At 46.8% G+C, this 17,180-nt stretch carries 17 protein-coding genes; 14 read left to right on the top strand and 3 right to left on the bottom strand.

Going from position 1 to position 17,180, the window contains the following annotated elements; genetic code table 11:
* The first annotated feature begins 325 nt into the window (after positions 1-325).
* The 8 genes from AAHF22_RS07465 (at position 326) to AAHF22_RS07430 (ending at position 8,013) form a co-directional block, all read left to right on the top strand.
* Complete coding sequence (locus tag AAHF22_RS07465) at positions 326-1,270, top strand: hypothetical protein (RefSeq protein WP_347324366.1); 945 nt, start codon at positions 326-328, stop codon at positions 1,268-1,270.
* A gap of 614 nt (positions 1,271-1,884) precedes the next feature.
* On the top strand, positions 1,885-2,652 hold the full coding sequence (locus tag AAHF22_RS07460) for a TIM barrel protein (protein WP_347324365.1): 768 nt from the start codon (positions 1,885-1,887) through the stop codon (positions 2,650-2,652).
* Between the two features lie 95 nt (positions 2,653-2,747).
* Positions 2,748-3,419 carry an NAD(P)H-dependent oxidoreductase gene (locus tag AAHF22_RS07455; protein ID WP_347324364.1) on the top strand — a complete coding sequence of 224 codons (672 nt, stop codon included), beginning with the start codon at positions 2,748-2,750 and terminating at the stop codon, positions 3,417-3,419.
* Between the two features lie 374 nt (positions 3,420-3,793).
* Entirely contained in the window at positions 3,794-4,951 is a 1,158-nt protein-coding gene (locus tag AAHF22_RS07450) for a YhgE/Pip domain-containing protein (RefSeq protein ID WP_347324363.1), read from the top strand.
* 48 nt (positions 4,952-4,999) lie between these two features.
* Complete coding sequence (locus AAHF22_RS07445) at positions 5,000-5,611, top strand: TetR/AcrR family transcriptional regulator (RefSeq protein ID WP_347324362.1); 612 nt, start codon at positions 5,000-5,002, stop codon at positions 5,609-5,611.
* Between the two features lie 801 nt (positions 5,612-6,412).
* Positions 6,413-6,976 carry an alkaline shock response membrane anchor protein AmaP gene (gene amaP / locus AAHF22_RS07440; RefSeq protein WP_347324361.1) on the top strand — a complete coding sequence of 188 codons (564 nt, stop codon included), beginning with the start codon at positions 6,413-6,415 and terminating at the stop codon, positions 6,974-6,976.
* A 21-nt stretch (positions 6,977-6,997) separates the two neighbouring features.
* Positions 6,998-7,195, top strand: coding sequence for a DUF2273 domain-containing protein (locus tag AAHF22_RS07435; RefSeq protein ID WP_347324645.1), 198 nt, complete (start codon positions 6,998-7,000; stop codon positions 7,193-7,195).
* Between the two features lie 371 nt (positions 7,196-7,566).
* Complete coding sequence (locus tag AAHF22_RS07430) at positions 7,567-8,013, top strand: Asp23/Gls24 family envelope stress response protein (RefSeq protein ID WP_347324360.1); 447 nt, start codon at positions 7,567-7,569, stop codon at positions 8,011-8,013.
* 267 nt (positions 8,014-8,280) lie between these two features.
* Here AAHF22_RS07430 and AAHF22_RS07425 read toward each other — a convergent pair whose 3' ends face one another.
* Both AAHF22_RS07425 and AAHF22_RS07420 read right to left on the bottom strand, forming a co-directional pair.
* Entirely contained in the window at positions 8,281-8,853 is a 573-nt protein-coding gene (locus AAHF22_RS07425; RefSeq protein WP_347324359.1) for a thymidine kinase, read from the bottom strand.
* Positions 8,854-8,981: 128 nt separating this feature from the next.
* Entirely contained in the window at positions 8,982-9,347 is a 366-nt protein-coding gene (locus AAHF22_RS07420) for an Hpt domain-containing protein (RefSeq protein ID WP_347324358.1), read from the bottom strand.
* A 43-nt stretch (positions 9,348-9,390) separates the two neighbouring features.
* On the opposite strand from AAHF22_RS07420, the gene AAHF22_RS07415 reads away from it, so the two are divergent.
* The 6 genes from AAHF22_RS07415 to nfsA all read left to right on the top strand — a co-directional run bounded on the left by AAHF22_RS07415 (position 9,391) and on the right by nfsA (position 15,563).
* Positions 9,391-9,804 carry a response regulator gene (locus AAHF22_RS07415; protein WP_347324357.1) on the top strand — a complete coding sequence of 138 codons (414 nt, stop codon included), beginning with the start codon at positions 9,391-9,393 and terminating at the stop codon, positions 9,802-9,804.
* 365 nt (positions 9,805-10,169) lie between these two features.
* On the top strand, positions 10,170-10,532 hold the full coding sequence (locus AAHF22_RS07410) for a metal-sensitive transcriptional regulator (protein WP_347324644.1): 363 nt from the start codon (positions 10,170-10,172) through the stop codon (positions 10,530-10,532).
* 85 nt (positions 10,533-10,617) lie between these two features.
* Positions 10,618-10,830 carry a cation transporter gene (locus tag AAHF22_RS07405; protein ID WP_347324356.1) on the top strand — a complete coding sequence of 71 codons (213 nt, stop codon included), beginning with the start codon at positions 10,618-10,620 and terminating at the stop codon, positions 10,828-10,830.
* Positions 10,831-10,933: 103 nt separating this feature from the next.
* On the top strand, positions 10,934-11,635 hold the full coding sequence (locus AAHF22_RS07400) for a DUF4274 domain-containing protein (protein ID WP_347324355.1): 702 nt from the start codon (positions 10,934-10,936) through the stop codon (positions 11,633-11,635).
* A gap of 440 nt (positions 11,636-12,075) precedes the next feature.
* Entirely contained in the window at positions 12,076-14,571 is a 2,496-nt protein-coding gene (locus tag AAHF22_RS07395; RefSeq protein WP_347324354.1) for a heavy metal translocating P-type ATPase, read from the top strand.
* 248 nt (positions 14,572-14,819) lie between these two features.
* On the top strand, positions 14,820-15,563 hold the full coding sequence (gene nfsA / locus AAHF22_RS07390; protein WP_347324353.1) for an oxygen-insensitive NADPH nitroreductase: 744 nt from the start codon (positions 14,820-14,822) through the stop codon (positions 15,561-15,563).
* 161 nt (positions 15,564-15,724) lie between these two features.
* Here the strand turns inward: nfsA and AAHF22_RS07385 are convergent, their stop codons facing one another.
* On the bottom strand, positions 15,725-17,110 hold the full coding sequence (locus AAHF22_RS07385) for an MDR family MFS transporter (RefSeq protein WP_347324352.1): 1,386 nt from the start codon (positions 17,108-17,110) through the stop codon (positions 15,725-15,727).
* Positions 17,111-17,180 lie beyond the last annotated feature (70 nt).

The following is a 17,180-nucleotide window of genomic DNA, read 5'->3' as shown; positions in this document are numbered from 1 at the left end:
AATAATGTACTATTTGTTACTATTTCCAACTATTACTAATTAAAATGATTTATAATTAGCCTATAGTAAGGGTGTATCGTCCTGTTATGAAGAGGATTTTTGGGGAATGGGTCTAACTTAAGTTGCACTATTGGAATAAAAGTAATGAATAAATAGTACATTCTGAGTAGGTATGAAAAACGTCGAGTCGGCTTTAAGGAGTCGATTTATTTCATAATAGATGTTGTTGTCGCGGTTTGCGTTTTCCTGACTATACAGGCTAATAAAGCATAGCGATTGTAGGTCCTAGCAATTTATTAGTCAGAGAAATAAGGAGAATAGGGATATGAAATTACATGATTGGCTACAAGCTACACGTCGATTCGTACACACGCATACATTAAGTGTAACCGGAGCAGGACTATTGCTTCTGTGTGGGAGCGGTGCGTTCGTTATTGCTATGTTAACCGAGCCAGAACATGAAGTAGCCGCGCATTCGTCAACGGTACAGGCTGCTTCTACTTCAGTGTCTGCATCATCACGGGTTAATCAAGCGAATGTGATAGAGGCCACATCAGATATGGGACAGTTGCCGACAAGCGAGGCTGTGCCAGTAGAAACGTTACCTGATCCTGCGGCTACAGCGATTACCATTTATCCTACAGGACAGATGGTGAGCAATGAACCGGGTGGCAAACGACCGGTGACACTAGCGGTAGAACGCCAGATCAAGGCGGATCAATGGCTCGGTGATAAACTGGTCATCGGACCGAAGGAGTCTGCATTGACTGTCGATATGTTACGCAAAGATGGTGGCGATACCGGTGTATATCTTATGCCTGCTGCGAATCCGGTAGAAGTGGCAGATCTGTATTTTACGTTAACAAAAGCCGGCGGAGAGAGACTGGCAAGCTCAGGCTATGGCCTGGCTGTGAAGGCGTTATATGGCGAACTGGTCATTCCAGTAGAAACGATGAAAAAATCTGCCCAGCGTGATATGAACGTACAGATGCATACCGACCATACACTACCCCAACCAGCAGGCGCACAGTCCACCTCCATGCAGGTCAATGTAGGCGATAGCGCTGGCGACATGTATATCACTTTACCTATCGAAAATACGTCATTAACATCTTCTCAACTGAAGCAACTCAAAGTCGAATTCCAACCAGCAGACGGACAAAAGCAATACGTAGATTCATCATTAACAAACTATAACGAAACGTATGCACACGGACTCCGTTTCCAGGTGAAAGCATCCGGCACCTATACGATTGTACTTCCAGTTTGACAGGTACAAACTTTGTAAAGGTAAGGCATTTTGCTATGGAAAAATAGTCTTGTATTCAACCCGATGTCGGAAAAGCATAACCACGATAGCAGTAAAGTATTTCACTATCAAAAAAATACAGCACTAAGGTATTTCGCTGTCACAAAAACCATTAAAAACCATTTGTCATTGAACCACATGTTAGAGATCATAAACACTTATAAAAGCTGCTGCTATATCCAAAGCTTCTGCATCCACTATCGATGTAGAAGCTTTTTTTATACTTTGATAATGAGTAAAAATGGTTATAAAAGGTTTAAATGTTTTTTATTGCTACTAAAATGTTATGTGTATGCAAATCCGTTTGCTGCGGCAAGCACTTCACTGCGGGAAGGAAATAAGGGGAAAGGACGACCTCTAGTGTTAGCGATCTCCTAACACGGGGTCTAATGAAAAGGGATTTTTGTGTAGCAAAATATCATACAGCTTCCGAGCACGGGAATCTACCATTCACTTCTACTCCGTAGATTCCTGTGCGAGACCGGAGTCCGTCCCCTTATTCCTTCCCGGAGTGGTGTACGCCCCACAACCCAATTTCAGCCCCATAACTACCCCAATGATTAGGAGTGAACAGCATGAAATTATCGTACAATACAGAAACACTGTTTCAAGGACGAAATATTGTGGAAGTGATGAAGTTGCTGCATGAGCATGGGCTGGATACGATTGAGTTCTGGTCATGGAAAGATAAAGATCTGGCTGCGATTCGACAACTACAAATGGAGCTGGGTATGAATGTAGCTACGATTGTGGTCAGTCCATCGACGATGGTGGAGCCGGAGCGCCGGGATGAGGCGCTGCAAGCACTGCGAGAAACGGCAGAGGCAGCAAAGTCGCTGCATTGCGACACGATGGTGCATACGATTGGTTTTGAAAAGGAAGGATTATCACGCGATGAGATGCTACAAAGCCTGATCGATGGGCTACGCGCTGCGATTCCGATATTGGAGCAAACGGGCGTCACCACAGCCATCGAACCGTTAAACACGACAATCGACCGTGAGCTGAGCGGATATGTGCTGAACACATCACAGCTTGCGTTTGATATTGTGGAGGAAGTGAACCATCCGCTCGTTAAAGTCTGCTATGATATGTACCATGTGCAGGTGATGGAAGGCAATGTGCTTACCCGACTGCAAAATCATATCCGCCATGTCGGTCATATCCAGGCTGCCGGTGCACCAGGACGACATGAGCTGTATATGAGCGAGCTGAATTATGATTATGTGATGGATGCGATCAAGCAGCTCCAGTATAACGGGTATGTGGGCATTGAATATTTTCCGATTCATGATCCATTGCGTGACCTGATCGATTTGCAGCAGCGGTTTCATACGGGATAATCCTCGGTTGACAGTAGACCGAATACAATCTATAATTTCATTGTTACTAAAAGTAAATATGTTATCAAACATATATATATTTGGAGGAACCATACATGGATAAAGAAGTAAGAAAAAAAGAGATTTTGGACGCTTATCATTTCAGACATGCAACGAAGGCATTTGATCCAGCACGCAAAATTTCGGACGATGATTTTGCTTTCATTTTGGAAACAGGACGTCTATCACCAAGCTCGGTTGGTTCAGAGCCGTGGAAGTTCCTCGTTGTGCAAAATGAGCAATTGCGCGGTAAGCTGCGTGAAGTCACATGGGGTGCACAAGGACAATTGCCAACAGCGAGCCATTTTGTCATTATCCTTGCACGCAAAAACGTGCGTTACGATTCCCCGTATCTGCGCGAGCAAATGCTCGAAGTGAAGCAAATGCCGGAAGAAGTGTTCAATCAGGTGCTGAGACGCTATCGTGAGTTCCAGGAGCGCGATCTGAACATTTTGGAAAATGAGCGCGCTTTGTTTGACTGGGCTTCCAAGCAGACGTACATCGCGCTTGGCAATATGATGACCGCAGCCGCAGAAATCGGCATTGATTCTTGCCCAATCGAAGGCTTCCAGCTCGATAATGTAGAGAAGCTGCTCAAAGAAGAAGGCTTGCTGGATGACAGCGAATTTGGCGTCAGTGTGATGGCAGCGTTTGGCTATCGTACAGACAAGGAACTGCGTTCCAAACAAAGACGTACAACAGAGCAAGTTGTACAATGGATCAACTAAGGTTTAACAGATTAACTAAGGCTTAGCGGATCAACAAAATAGAATGAATGATAATTAAATAATGATTGATGAGGGAGAGCATAGATCATTCCGATAGCTGGTGATGATTTATGCTCTTTTTGTGTCTGTCCTTTGTGCATAGGATGGGCGTATATAAACGTATATCGTAGCTGAAAATATCGTTAAAATTTTAGCTTTGACAGTATGCGCTTACAGCTTTTATAGTTATAAAACAAATGTTTAAAACGTTTGTTTGAAACAGAGTATTCGTTTATTTGAAATGGATCATTCATTGGTAATAGATGATACGGTAGCAAACAACGGCTGCGAACAGACGAAGAAAGTATAGAATAAGAGAGTACAAAGGAGACGGTATGAAACCTATTTTGCAAGCATTTCTTCATTTACCGACCACTCGTGTCGGCATCATTACAGCTATTTTATTTCAGTTGATTTTTGCAGTCGTATGGATGACAGGGTATCATGGCATTACCGACCGTTTGAATCAGTTAAGTGTAGCGGTTGTGAACGAGGACAGCACATTTGGCGAGCAGGTTGTGAACGGTTTGAACGGCAAATTGCCGGTACAACTCAAGACAGGGCTGACGATGGAACAAGCACAGCAACAACTGCAAGCACGTGATATTCAGATGATCGTGGACATTCCGGCGGATTTTGGTGCGACGATCACATCGACTAAGCCGGCACAGATTCATTATCTGGTGAACGAATCCAATCCGGTGATGATCAAAAATATGATGACCGGTATTGCAGATGGCATCACAGCCAGTGTGAATAAAGTCGCAATCGAAAATGGATTGCAGGGCGTGCTGAGCGGCTCTGGGCAAATGTCTGCACAGCAGACGCAAAGCATGGCTACCGCGTTATCGCAGCGTGTTGTATCCAATATCGAATCGGTCAATCCGGTACAGGGCATGAACAATCAGATGGTGCCGATGATGATGATTCTTGCCTCCTATGTGGGCGCGATGATTATGGGACAAAACTTCGAAATCTCTTCGCGTGCACTAGCTACACGCTTTGGTCGCTGGCCGCGTATGACCGTGCGTCTGCTCGTTACTGCGGCGGCATCGATCGTCGTATCGTTCGTAGGCACCTCGCTCGTTGCGCTGCTCGGTGGGCAGCTTGGACATGGCTTCTTTGCCCTGTGGGGATTTCAGGCATTGTTCCTGCTAACTTTTATGTTCGTTTCCCAAATGTTCTTGTTTGTATTCGGGATGGCGGGCATGCTATTTAACATTTTGATCCTGTCCGCACAGCTGGTGTCGTCCGGTGCGATGATGCCGCGTGAACTGTTGCCTGCTTTTTATCAGGTACTGGGTGAGATTTTCCCAGCCACCTATGCGGTGCAAGGACTAATGAACATTTTGTTTGGAGGGACGGGCACAGCGAAGGATAGTTTGGCGCTGGTAATCATTATGATCGTGGCACTGCTCATCATCGTAGTTGCTACATCGCGGAAGCCTGATCGCATGCCAACTCCGGCTCCGGTTGTGATTACTGAATCCTAATTGTAAACGTAACGAATGATACTGAATGGATATAGGGAAGTGACTTCTGTGAGTAAGGATGAAGAGCACGTCAAACTGCGTATTTTGAAGGCGACGCGCAAGCTGGCAGCGGCGCGCGGCTTTGATACGACAACGGTGCGCGAAATTTGCCGTGAAGCTGATGCGAATATATCACTTGTCTCGTATTATTATGGCGGTAAAGAGCAGTTGTTTGAAGCGATGCTGGATGAGTTTATGCTGGGCAAGCCCTTTTCGGATGCACTGCGGCAGGAAAATCTTGATCCGGTAAACGGAGTGGAAAAGCTGGTCGCTCGTTTATTTGAGCTATGGCAGCAGGACCCGGAGATTTCGCTTATTTTACATCAGGAATTGGCGCTGCGCTCCGAGCGAATCGAAATCATTCAGCGGTATACATTGCCTGCATGGAGCTTGCTACGTCATTATTTGGAGCAAGGAAGGGCAGAGGGATTATTTTATTTTCAATCGCTTGATCTGGCGTTGCTGCAAATGACAGGCAGTATCGTATTTGCCAGCAATGCCGCAAAGGCGTATCCGATGCTGCCGCTACTGGATGAGCAGCCTTTACCACCGCATGAGCATTTAGCCCAGTTAACGGGAAGTTTGCTGGCATCGGTTGGTTATCATAGTTTCACCACATAGTACAGTTATGATCCAACAGGGGATTTCCGAATGAGCCGGCTCGCTGGCAGCTCGGAAATCCCTTTTTTGCGCTAGGAAAAGGCGATAAGAGGACAGTAACAATTTACATAATCCCTCCATTTAGTTAACATAATTTACAATTTAGTCATATAAATAAGTGATTCAACTAATAAAAAGGCTGGTTATGTTAATAACAGGATTGAAGTTGGCACAAACCAATTGGGTACGAGATATAAGTGAGCTATAAGTCAGTGATCCGATTGCTTATTATCACTTGTATCCTGGTACATGTGCAGGCATAGTGCAATACGCTGTATTTTCTTATTTCCTAGCTGCTGTTAAGCGAATGATAGGTACAGGAAGTGAAGGGAACGTACAGGATGTGCAGGTGAAATGCCTTTACATGATGAATCAAGTTGTTTGAGTTGAAGAAGACGGGCTGGCCGCCAAAAAATGTAACATGCTTCATCTAACTTCTTATTAACAATGTTGTAACCTTTTTATTGCCGCTTTATTGCAGCGTATCGATCGTTCAATACGGGCAACCGAATGGTCTTACTATGTTGAAATTGTCTTACTAACGATAATAGGTACATGCAAGCGATAAAATAAGACAGCCTGCACATCCAGATGGGCTGGATCGGATAGCACAGCTTTTAACCAGCATATGCCAGTATAAGGGCGTGAACTTGAAAATAAGCTCGGCATCTGAGCTATATCTGGTCTCATTATAACGATAAAGAATAGGAATCAAGAAAAGGGCAGCAGATCCAGACTGCTCACAAGTGAAGGAGAGATGGCATGAACAGGCTGACACGTTTATCTTTTGTACTGATCGGACTGGTGGGGATGGCGGCGATGGCAGTATTTGGCGCAATCGTATATCCACTGGGCAACTTTTCGAACATGGTTGATCAATACTTAAATGCACAACCGTGGGCGTTACAAACGGTCGCAATCGCTGCACTCGTATTGTTTGTTCTGTTTGCGCTATTGTTTTTGATCGGATTGCTGGCTCGTCCGAAGACACGGGCGCTTTATATTACGACTCCAGTTGGTCATATTCGTCTGACGCAAAATATGATTGAACAGACCATTTTCCATGCGGTCAAGGAAAAAAATGTACTCAAGCAACCGCAAATTTACACACGGCTCCAAAAGCGCAACAATGCCGTCTATACGAGCATTCGCGGTGGATTGATTCCGACGAGTCATGTGGTTGATGCTGCCAGTGATCTACAGCTTCACGTGGAACAACAATTGAAGCAGCTGCTGCAAATCGATCATGTACGTGTAGAAGTGCGTGTGGATGAGCGTCAGGAAGAAACGCAAAACAAAAACAAAAATGTAGCCCGTGTCATTTAAAGGAGGGAGTCTGCATTGGACATGATGGAACTATTATTGCCTTACCGTAGACGGATTATATGGACACTGCTGGGCTTGATGGTTGGTATTTTATGGATCACGATCGGTTTCGGTTATACCCTGCTGATCGTTGCCTGTATGCTGGTTGGTTATCTGATTGGCAAATGGCAGGATGGCGCAATGGATGTACAACGATGGATTCAGTTTTTTACGAGGTAGCCCATAAGCTACGGCTTGATGCATAGCTGGATGCATAGCATGTTCATCCAATAGATAGATTGATGTTTATCCAAGCTAATCTTTGCTCGTATATTTCGTAAGTCTAGTTCAAGTGTTGAGTTAAGGTTTATGTGAGAATTATAGTTAAATATGAATGAAATGAACAAGTATTCAGGATTATCGCATTTCGGTTCAGACCGGGCGAATCCTTTTACTATAAATATTAAGAATGATCAGGTATAACGAGGCAAACGTAATCATTGCGCTTGCCGCTTCATGAATGGCAACACTGTCGACAAACAATAACACATTGCTGCTATCAACGAATAGTAGCACCAAAAATGGATTGAACACAGAAAGGATGACTGAACATGGCAGAAACCAGACTGGACACAATCGAGACACAAACACAAGGCATACAGGTACGCAAAAATTCCCTGACTTTTGAAGATCAGGTCATTCAGAAGATCGCGGCATTGGCAGCAAATGAGGTACAGGGTATCCTGTCTCTGGAAGGTGGCTTCTTTAGCAATCTGGCAGGTCGCTTCAGCAATGCCGAAAATGTGATCCGTGGTGTAGATGTAGAAGTAGGTGAAAAGCAGGTAGCGTTGGATCTAGTAGCAACGGTCGAATACGGCAAGAGCATCCCAACGATCTTCAATGAACTGATCAAAAAGGTAAGTGAAGCGGTAAATCGCATGACTGGCCTTGAAGTAATTGAAGTAAACCTGAACATTGTGGATGTGAAAACACGCAAAGAATTCGAACTGGAAACGAAAGGCCCACAAGAGGAGCCGAAGGTAGAACGCGTTAACTAATGTTTGAATGGGATGCTGTATAATAGCATAAGCATGATCGTAGGCATAAAATAGGCAGCCATATCGGGAGAAAGATCATCCGATATGGCTGTTTCATAAGTATAAATAAAAGCCTGTGAACAGAGAGCAACATTATTACCATAAACAGCATCTCGTCGCAAAACGTAAAGTAAAAAAGCTGCCTGACTCCATAAAAGGGAATCAGACAGCTCTTTTATTTTACTTCATCATGCACAGACACGTCCTACACAGCATAGGCCTGCTCGATCACGATATAGGCGGGTTATTATAGCATTTGCGGCAGACCGGATAATATGTTTCGTTGCCACCGATCTGGATCTGCTCACCGGTATACACCGGATGGCCGTCAAGCATACGCATATTCATCGTTGCTTTACGTTCGCAGAACCAGCAGATCGTTTTCATTTCCTCAATCTTATCCGCGTAGAGCAACATATACTGACTGCCTTCAAATAGCTGGTTTTGGAAATCATTTTTGAGTCCGAAGCCCATAACCGGAATGCCCAGCTTGTCGACGATATCGACTAGCTGCAATACGGCGTTCTTTTTCAAAAATTGACATTCATCAATTAGCACACACGAAGGCTTCGGCGTGACATGTTGAACGATATTGAAAATATCCGTGTCTTCATGAATGGCAATCGCCTGACGACGAACACCGATGCGTGATGAGACATAGCCGATCTCGTCTCTCGTATCCAGCGCAGACGTGAAGATCAGGACATGCTTATTTTGTTCCTCGTAATTATGGGCGACTTTAAGAATTTCAATCGATTTGCCGCTATTCATGGCTCCGTATTTAAAAAACAATTGTGCCACTGCAAAGTGCCCCTTTCTCCGTAAATTCGCTCTTGCAACCTGATCTATTGTATCAGGAAAAGGAGAACAGACCAACCCGGTAGAAAGATAAAAGCAGAGACGGACGTTGATCTGTAGGGCACACCCATTTACGTCTTGTTGGCGCTGGCTGTCGCTTCATCAATAAGTTGCCCCAGCTGGTCAACCTGTTGCTGTAAACGATCCACATGTTCTCGTTTCCATATTCTGGACGAATCGTTTAAAATGTAGTTAACCATATCACCACACAGCTCATCAATCCCTGAATACGATAGGGTGAGCGCCAGTCCTTTGATGGCATGCACATGGCGATGAATCTGATGAGCGAGCGCCTGACCGGCGTCAGCATCAGGCGCTTCTAGCCCATTGTAGTCCTGCAAGCTCTGGTGCATATCGTGCATTTTGATCGCGGCATCTTGAAGGAAACGGACCCTTGTCTGCTCGATAATCTGCCGATAACGTTCTGCTTTGGACATGGGAAGCCTCCCTTTAATAATGAATAAGGATGTGAAGTGGTAGATGAAAAAGATTGGTATTGTTGATGATAGCAGTCCATTTGTCATGCTAGTCAGGCAGTTGTTAGAGCCTGAAAATGTCATGGTGGAATCGTATGAAGATGCAGCCGAGTTTTTCCGCATTCCTTCGCGGATTACAGGCTACGATCTGATCATTCTGGATATTAATTTGCCCAATCGAGATGGACTGGACGTACTGGACCAGCTCAAACGTACAGCAGCGACCCGTGATATTCCGGTGTTGTTATTGTCCGGCGACTCACGCCCAGAAATGGTCAGAAAAGGTGTACGAGGCGGCGCGATCGACTTTTTGACCAAGCCAATCGATCCGCCACAGCTAGTAGAACGGGTGATGGGGCATCTGGGCATTTCCGATTCCGAGCAGGATGAGTCTCAGCAGGAGATTGCCGACCAGTGACAGGAGTCGTCTCACTGGATGAAGAGCACGAACATCGTTAACCGTTTACAAAAACAGGAATTCGCTTCTGCACAGTATAACAAAGTAGCTTTTGTGGTTGTTAGCACAAGTATTGCATAAGCAAAAGCTACTCCATACAAAGTCATTCCAAGTGTAGCATAAATGTATTTACAAATGGAGAAAGATGCATGGTTTTAGCAATATTTGATAGATAATATTCGCTTGTAAAAAAGGATCTCCATACTCGCTTGAATACCCTATGGGGGTATGTTAAAATAAAGACAGTCACATTCTGCTTATTGGGCATATCCTGTATAGATGAACGTGCTGGATTAGACGTGGAAGGGGGACACAGGATGGAGAAGATGAACGCCAGTGAGCAGGAACTGCTCACGACGAAGTTGCCTGACACCGATAATGTGGATGCCTGTGGAACCGGCGATCATGCCAGTCGTCGCAGTCACCATTCGGAAGAAATGAAGCACAATCTAGTACGCAGACTTAATCGGGTAGAAGGTCAGATTCGCGGCATTAAAGGTATGATTGAGAAGGATACGTATTGTGATGATGTGTTGAATCAGATCGCTGCTGCTCAATCTGCATTGAATTCGGTCGGTCGCTTACTGCTTGAAGGTCATATGAAAAGTTGTGTCGTTGAACGGATCGAATCCGGTGAGCATGAAGTGATCGACGAGCTGCTCGTTACGATCAACAAGCTATTGAAATAGAAGGTTTAGATCATTGGAGTTGGGTAAATCATCGCCGTACAGCTAATGAAGGCGAGCATATAACAATATTAGGGAGGCTACAATTATGGCACAGGTGAAATTAGAAGTTGAAGGCATGTCCTGTCAGCATTGTGTGAACGCAGTCGAGGGAGCACTGTCAGAGATTGGTGCGAGTGGCAAAGTGAATCTGGAAGCCAAATCAGTCGATATTAGCTACGATGAATCCAAGCTGGATGTAGTGAAATTGACCGAAGTGATTGAAGAACAGGGCTATGATGTCATTTCTGCGGGTGCCTGAGTAGTACAGGCATGTAGACATTTTACAGTATTCAATGGTTAGTAAACGTAGCAGTCATCCGATCCGATCACACATCACCGCTGAGGGCGAAGGAGTGCACGACATGAACTGGACAGACATATGTCGAAATGGCACGCTGGAGCAAGTGCAGCTTGCCGTTCGGCAAGGGAATGTGAACGAGCGAGATCAACGGGAACGCACACCGCTTATGCTATTAATTACGAATAAGCGGCCTGTAGAACAGGTCGAGTTACTTTTACAACACCATGCTGATCTGGAGGCGACCGATAAGCTGGGCGAAACGGCTTTGTTCAAGTCTGTCAAATTCAAGCAGTATGCGATATTGAAGCTACTGGTCGAAGCAGGAGCTAAGCTGGATCATCCGCACGGTGTACCGTATACCGCCTGGTATGAAGCACATAAGCGCGGAGATAGGGCAGCTGCTGAACTGCTCCATAATACGCCAGGTGCTATCCGGCTGGAGCTGACCGATAAGGAACAACAACTTGTCGACAGTATTTTGGATCAGGAATCTGTCGCTCAAGCATGTGAGGCGATCCAGCACATCGATGATGCAGCTCTGCTACATGCGGTTGTACAGGAGTATAACTGGGATGACGGACATGAACCGATGCAAGCGGTAGCTAGCCATCCGTTATGCCAGTGGATTACACATTATCAAATGTTCGAACTGCTGGAAGGCGAATACTGGCTCAATATGGAGCAGGAAGAACGCGATCACCGTTCAGATGGTGCCGGTTGGTATACATTGGCGGCATTGTTGAAGCAGAAGCTAAGCCGTTAAGGGCAATGCAGTTATAGTGAATGAAGTCGTAGTGAATGAAATTGTAGTGTGCAATAGCAGAATGCGGATAGAAGTAAATTGAACAGATCTGAAAAGCCTGATTCACATAGCCTGATTCATATAGGATGAACAGAACAGTGAAATCAGGTTTTTTTAGGCAAAAAATATACCCCCATACCGTATATTTTGAAGATATAAAACAGTTTGGAGATATAAAATAATAATGTACAAAGGATATACGACCAGCGTGTATAGATTTTAAGCTCAGTAAATGAGGGTGTTGCTTATAAAAGAATGCTGCCATCCAAATGTGACAACCTGGTATGTGCAGTCGTTTACTGCGACTCCGTCCAAGTCGATACCCTTATTCCTTAGTGTAGTGTGGTTGAACCAGCACAATTTACGCATACACTATCATGTAAACCAAAGGAGGTACACCTATGACTCAACATGAACCCGAAGCTGACACGATCACTTCAGACGTAACTTCATCATCAGCACCAGCTGCGCCTGCCGAGCTACAGCAATTAAAACTGCAAATCGGCGGCATGACCTGCGCGGCCTGCGCGACTCGCATCGAAAAAGGTTTGCGCCGTATGGACGGCGTGGCAGAGGCGAATGTGAATCTAGCGATGGAAAATGCACTTGTTACCTATAATCCAAAGCAACTACAAGCAGATGAGATCGAGCAGAAGATCGGCAAGCTAGGTTATTCCGTGTTGCATGAAACGGTCTACTTAGACATTTCCGGCATGACCTGTGCCGCTTGCTCTGCTCGCATCGAAAAAGGTCTTGCGCGCATGGATGGCATAGCTGAAGCACAGGTGAATCTGATGCTGGAAACGGCGCGTGTGAGCTTTGATGCTGGCACGGTTAGCGTGCAGGATATTACGGATAAAGTGGCACGGCTTGGTTATAAGGCGTCTATTCAGGAGCAGGAAGGTGCAGAAGAACGCCGCGATCAACTACAACACAAACGCGGTTTGCAGCTGTTGATCTCGATCATATTGTCGCTGCCGCTGCTGTGGACGATGGTGGCGCATTTTAGCTTTACCTCATGGATCTATATGCCACATGTGCTTATGATTCCGTGGGTGCAATGGTTGCTTGCGACTCCCGTACAGCTTGTGATCGGCTGGCAATTTTATAAAGGCGCGTACAAAGCGCTACGTGGAGGCAGTGCGAATATGGATGTGCTCGTTGTGCTGGGCACGTCGGCTGCTTATGTTTACAGCGTGTTTTTAATGATTCGGGAGTGGATGGAGCCAGGCTTTCAAGCACAGCTGTATTTTGAAGTGAGCAGTATGCTGATTACGCTCATTCTGCTCGGAAAATGGCTGGAGCATCGTGCGAAAAGCCGTTCCTCTTCCGCCATTCGTAGCCTGATGAATTTGCGCGCCCAGCATGCGCTAGTTGAGCGGGATGGACAGGAAGTGCAAATCGCCGCTGAAGAAGTGCGTGTCGGCGATATCGTGATCGTAAAACCCGGCGAGAAAATTCCAGTCGACGGTATCGTACTGGATGGACGCTCCTCTGTTGACGAATCGATGCTGACCGGGGAAAGTTTGCCTGTAGACAAGACAAACGGAGATCGTGTGATTGGAGCAACGATCAATCAGAACGGACGTCTGCGCTTCCGTGCTGAACGGATCGGTAAACATACCGCGTTAGCACAAATTATTGGAGTCGTTGAGCAGGCGCAAGTGTCCAAAGCGCCGATTCAACGTATGGCAGACGTGATCTCTGGTATTTTCGTACCGATTGTCATCGGGATTGCGCTGCTGACATTCGGTATCTTTTACTTTGGCGTAGAACCCGGACAATTTAGCGGCGCACTGGAAAAAGCGATTGCGGTGCTAGTTATCGCCTGTCCGTGCGCGCTAGGATTAGCGACACCCACATCGATTATGGCTGGCTCAGGCCGAGCGGCTGAGTATGGCATTCTGTTCAAAGGCGGTGAGCATCTGGAAACCGCCCATCGTATCGATACTGTAGTATTGGACAAAACGGGCACAATCACCCGTGGCGAGCCGGTACTGACCGATTGGCATGTACAAGCTGACGTATTACCAGAAGCGCAATGGCTGGCACTCGTGGCAGGCGCGGAAAGCGCGTCCGAGCATCCATTGGCACGTGCAATTGTGGAAGGGTTGAAGGAACAAAATGTACAACCAGCGCCGCTGCAAGCATTTGATAATATACCGGGCAAGGGTATCGTCGCTACCTATGCAGAGCATACGATACGTATCGGAACACGCCTGCTAATGCAGGAGGCAGGCATAGCTACCGACGAGCTGGAAGCTTCCATTCAGGAGCTGGAACAGCAGGGTAAAACGGTCATGCTAACCGCCATAGATGATCAATATGGGGGCTGGATCGCCGTTGCGGATACCGTCAAAGATACATCCGCTGGAGCGATTCAGCGCCTGCAACAGATGGGTCTGAACGTGATCATGATTACAGGCGATAACGAACGCACCGCTCAGGCAATTGCCGCCCAAACCGGAATCCAGCACGTACTAGCAGGCGTACTGCCTGAAGGTAAAGCTGCCGAGATTAAACGCCTGCAAGACAAAGGACATATCGTAGCGATGGTAGGCGACGGCATTAACGATGCTCCTGCACTGGCGACAGCCAACACAGGCATCGCCATCGGCACCGGAACCGACGTCGCTATGGAAGCCGCCGACATCACCCTGATGCGTGGCGATCTGGACGGCATCGCCGATGCTATCCTGGTCAGCCGCCGCACGATCCGCAATATCCGTCAAAATCTATTCTGGGCACTCGCTTACAACGTCATCGGCATCCCCATTGCCGCGATTGGCCTTCTAGCCCCCTGGCTAGCCGGCGCTGCGATGGCATTCAGCTCGGTATCGGTCGTACTCAATTCCTTGCGTTTGCAGCGCATTAAGTTACAACGTGAACAGGTCTGAGTGGGAGTTTGACACGTCTTGGTTACGAGTAAATGTCTTTGATTACAATGGAACGAGTCTGACTGGAAAGTTATAAGTACGACGACAAGCAAGCAGCAAAGCAGCCAGCGATCATAGGATATGAATAAAAGAATGGATTCAATCCAGCTGTACACCTTCTGCGTGACTTTGCTCCTACTGTGTTAATAATGTAATATACTTATGAAACATAAGTAGAGAATCACAAGCAGACAGGAGTGACTACTCGGATGAATGATACAATCCGTTTATTAATGAACCACCGCTCAATCCGTAGCTACAAGCCGGACGCGGTAACCGATGAACAAATAGAAGCGATTGTGGCAGCAGGACAGATGGCGTCTAGCTCCAGCAATGTGCAGGCGTATAGCGTAATTGCAGTAAGAGATCCTGAACGCAAAGCAAACCTTGCTCGTATGGCAGGCAGTCAGCGCTACATTGAGGAATGCCCTGTATTCCTCGTCTGGTGTGCAGACCTGTATCGTCTGGAACATGCAGCACAGACGCATGCGCCGGAGAAAGAATCGTATTCCGATGCCGTCGAGAACTTTATCGTGGCTACGGCGGATGTCACACTAGCTGCTCAGAACGCAGCCATCGCGGCTGAATCGATGGGGCTTGGTGTTGTGTATATCGGTGGTATTCGTACCGATATCGAAGGCGTATCCGAGCTGCTGGGCTTGCCCGAACTCGTTTACCCGATCTATGGCATGTGCATCGGCTATCCGAATCAGGAACCCGGTTTGCGTCCACGTTTGCCGCTCAAAGCTGTATTGCATAATGAAGCTTACCAAGCAGAGACGACATTGCAAGCGGTAGAAGAATATGACCAGACGATGGTGCAGTATTTGTCCGAACGTACAGGTGGTACCAAAACTACACCGTGGTCACAGCAAATGGCGCAAAAGCTGACTACGCCTTCTCGGATGCAGTTGAAAGAGTTTTTGGAGAAGAAAGGTTTTAACAAGCGTTGATTCAAGCATTCTAAAAGTGTATGTAGGATGTAGAAATGTGTGTGCGTATGAATATAGCAAAGCCCTCAGTCGTTAGGACCGAGGGCTTTAAGTCGTGGAATGTGCAGATTTTGTCTGTTTATCATCCATTTCGTTTACGATCTATTGTGCTTGAAATCGATCTACTGCTGATGATTCAACAACTTACTACTCGGCGGCAAAAACAACGCCACCACCAGATTAAGCACCGCTACAGCCAGCATCAGCAGGAACACCGCATGAATACCACTTGCAATCTGCTCCGGGCTATCTGCGGTAACGATCGAGTTGAACACCAGACCGAATACGGCGACACTGACCGTTTGACCGAGGGAGTTCATCAATGTGTTCGTTGAGGTCGCCACACTACGCATACGGAAGTCGACCGCGCCCTGAATGATGACCATCGATGGGGTCACAATACAGCCCATGCCCAGTCCGATCAGCACAAGCGAAGCAACGATCAGTCCATACGAGGAGCCTGCCTGCATAATCGCGACGAGCAAGCTACCTGCGACGACGAGTGCGGAGCCGAATATAATGAGCCATTTGGCACCGATACGGTACATGAATCTACCCGACAGCGTCGACGCAAGCGGCCAGGCGATTGACATCGGCATCAGAGCAAGACCAGCCATCGTTGCACTGGAGCCGGACACATCTTGCATCCACAGTGCACAGTAGACGGTTACACCCATTACCATCCAGCGCGTCGTGAAGCCAAGAATATACGGAATGTTCAGCACCGGATTGCGGAACAGACTAAGTGGTAACATCGGTTCAGCCGCTCGCCGCTCGATCCACAGGAACAGACCGAGAAAGACGACAGTCACGAGAAACATCACCAGAATGAGTGGAGAATTCCATGCATATTCCTCACCGCCTGTTAACAAGGCAAGCAGCAAGGCGGTCATCCCGATCGTGAACGTAATCGCACCGGCATAATCGATCGCCTTTTTTTGCTTCGCAAACGATTCGTGGTAATACAGGAAAATAAACATAATCGCAATCACCCCGACCGGCAGATTAATAAAGAAAATCCAGCGCCAGGAAATATAATCGACAAAATAGCCACCGACCAGTGGTCCGAACAAGCCGGCAATTGACCAGACAGACGAGAAAATCCCCTGTACCTTCGCACGTTCCTTCCCTGGATACAGATCGCCAACGATCGTAAACGTGACCGGTGTCAGCGCACCAGCGCCAATCCCTTGTAGCGCACGATACCAGATTAGTTCAGTCATCGAGTCAGCCAATCCGCATAGCATCGAGCCGACGACGAACAGACCGAGACCGATTGCAAATACGAGCCGGCGTCCGTACAGATCGCCCAGCTTGCCGAAGATCGGGGTGGCGATACAGGTCGTTAATGTATAGACGGAGAAAATCCAGCTGATCAGGCTGAGTCCGCCGAGTGAATCAATAATACGTGGTGAAGCGGTACTAACAACGGTCGAATCCAGCGCCCCGATGAAGAGGGCGGCTAGTAAACCTACCGTTACCATAGAGCGGTTCGTTTCTTTAGACATAGCGAGGTTTTCCTTCTTCCTGTTCTGGTATATCAAAGCTGTATTCTCTTTTAAAGTAAATCGAGCAACT

It is taken from the genome of Paenibacillus wenxiniae (assembly GCF_039822605.1).
In the GTDB taxonomy this organism is placed as follows: Bacteria; Bacillota; Bacilli; order Paenibacillales; family Paenibacillaceae; genus Saccharibacillus; species Saccharibacillus wenxiniae.
Note: the sequence above shows the minus strand (reverse complement) of the source record. Positions and strands in the feature narration are given on the sequence as shown.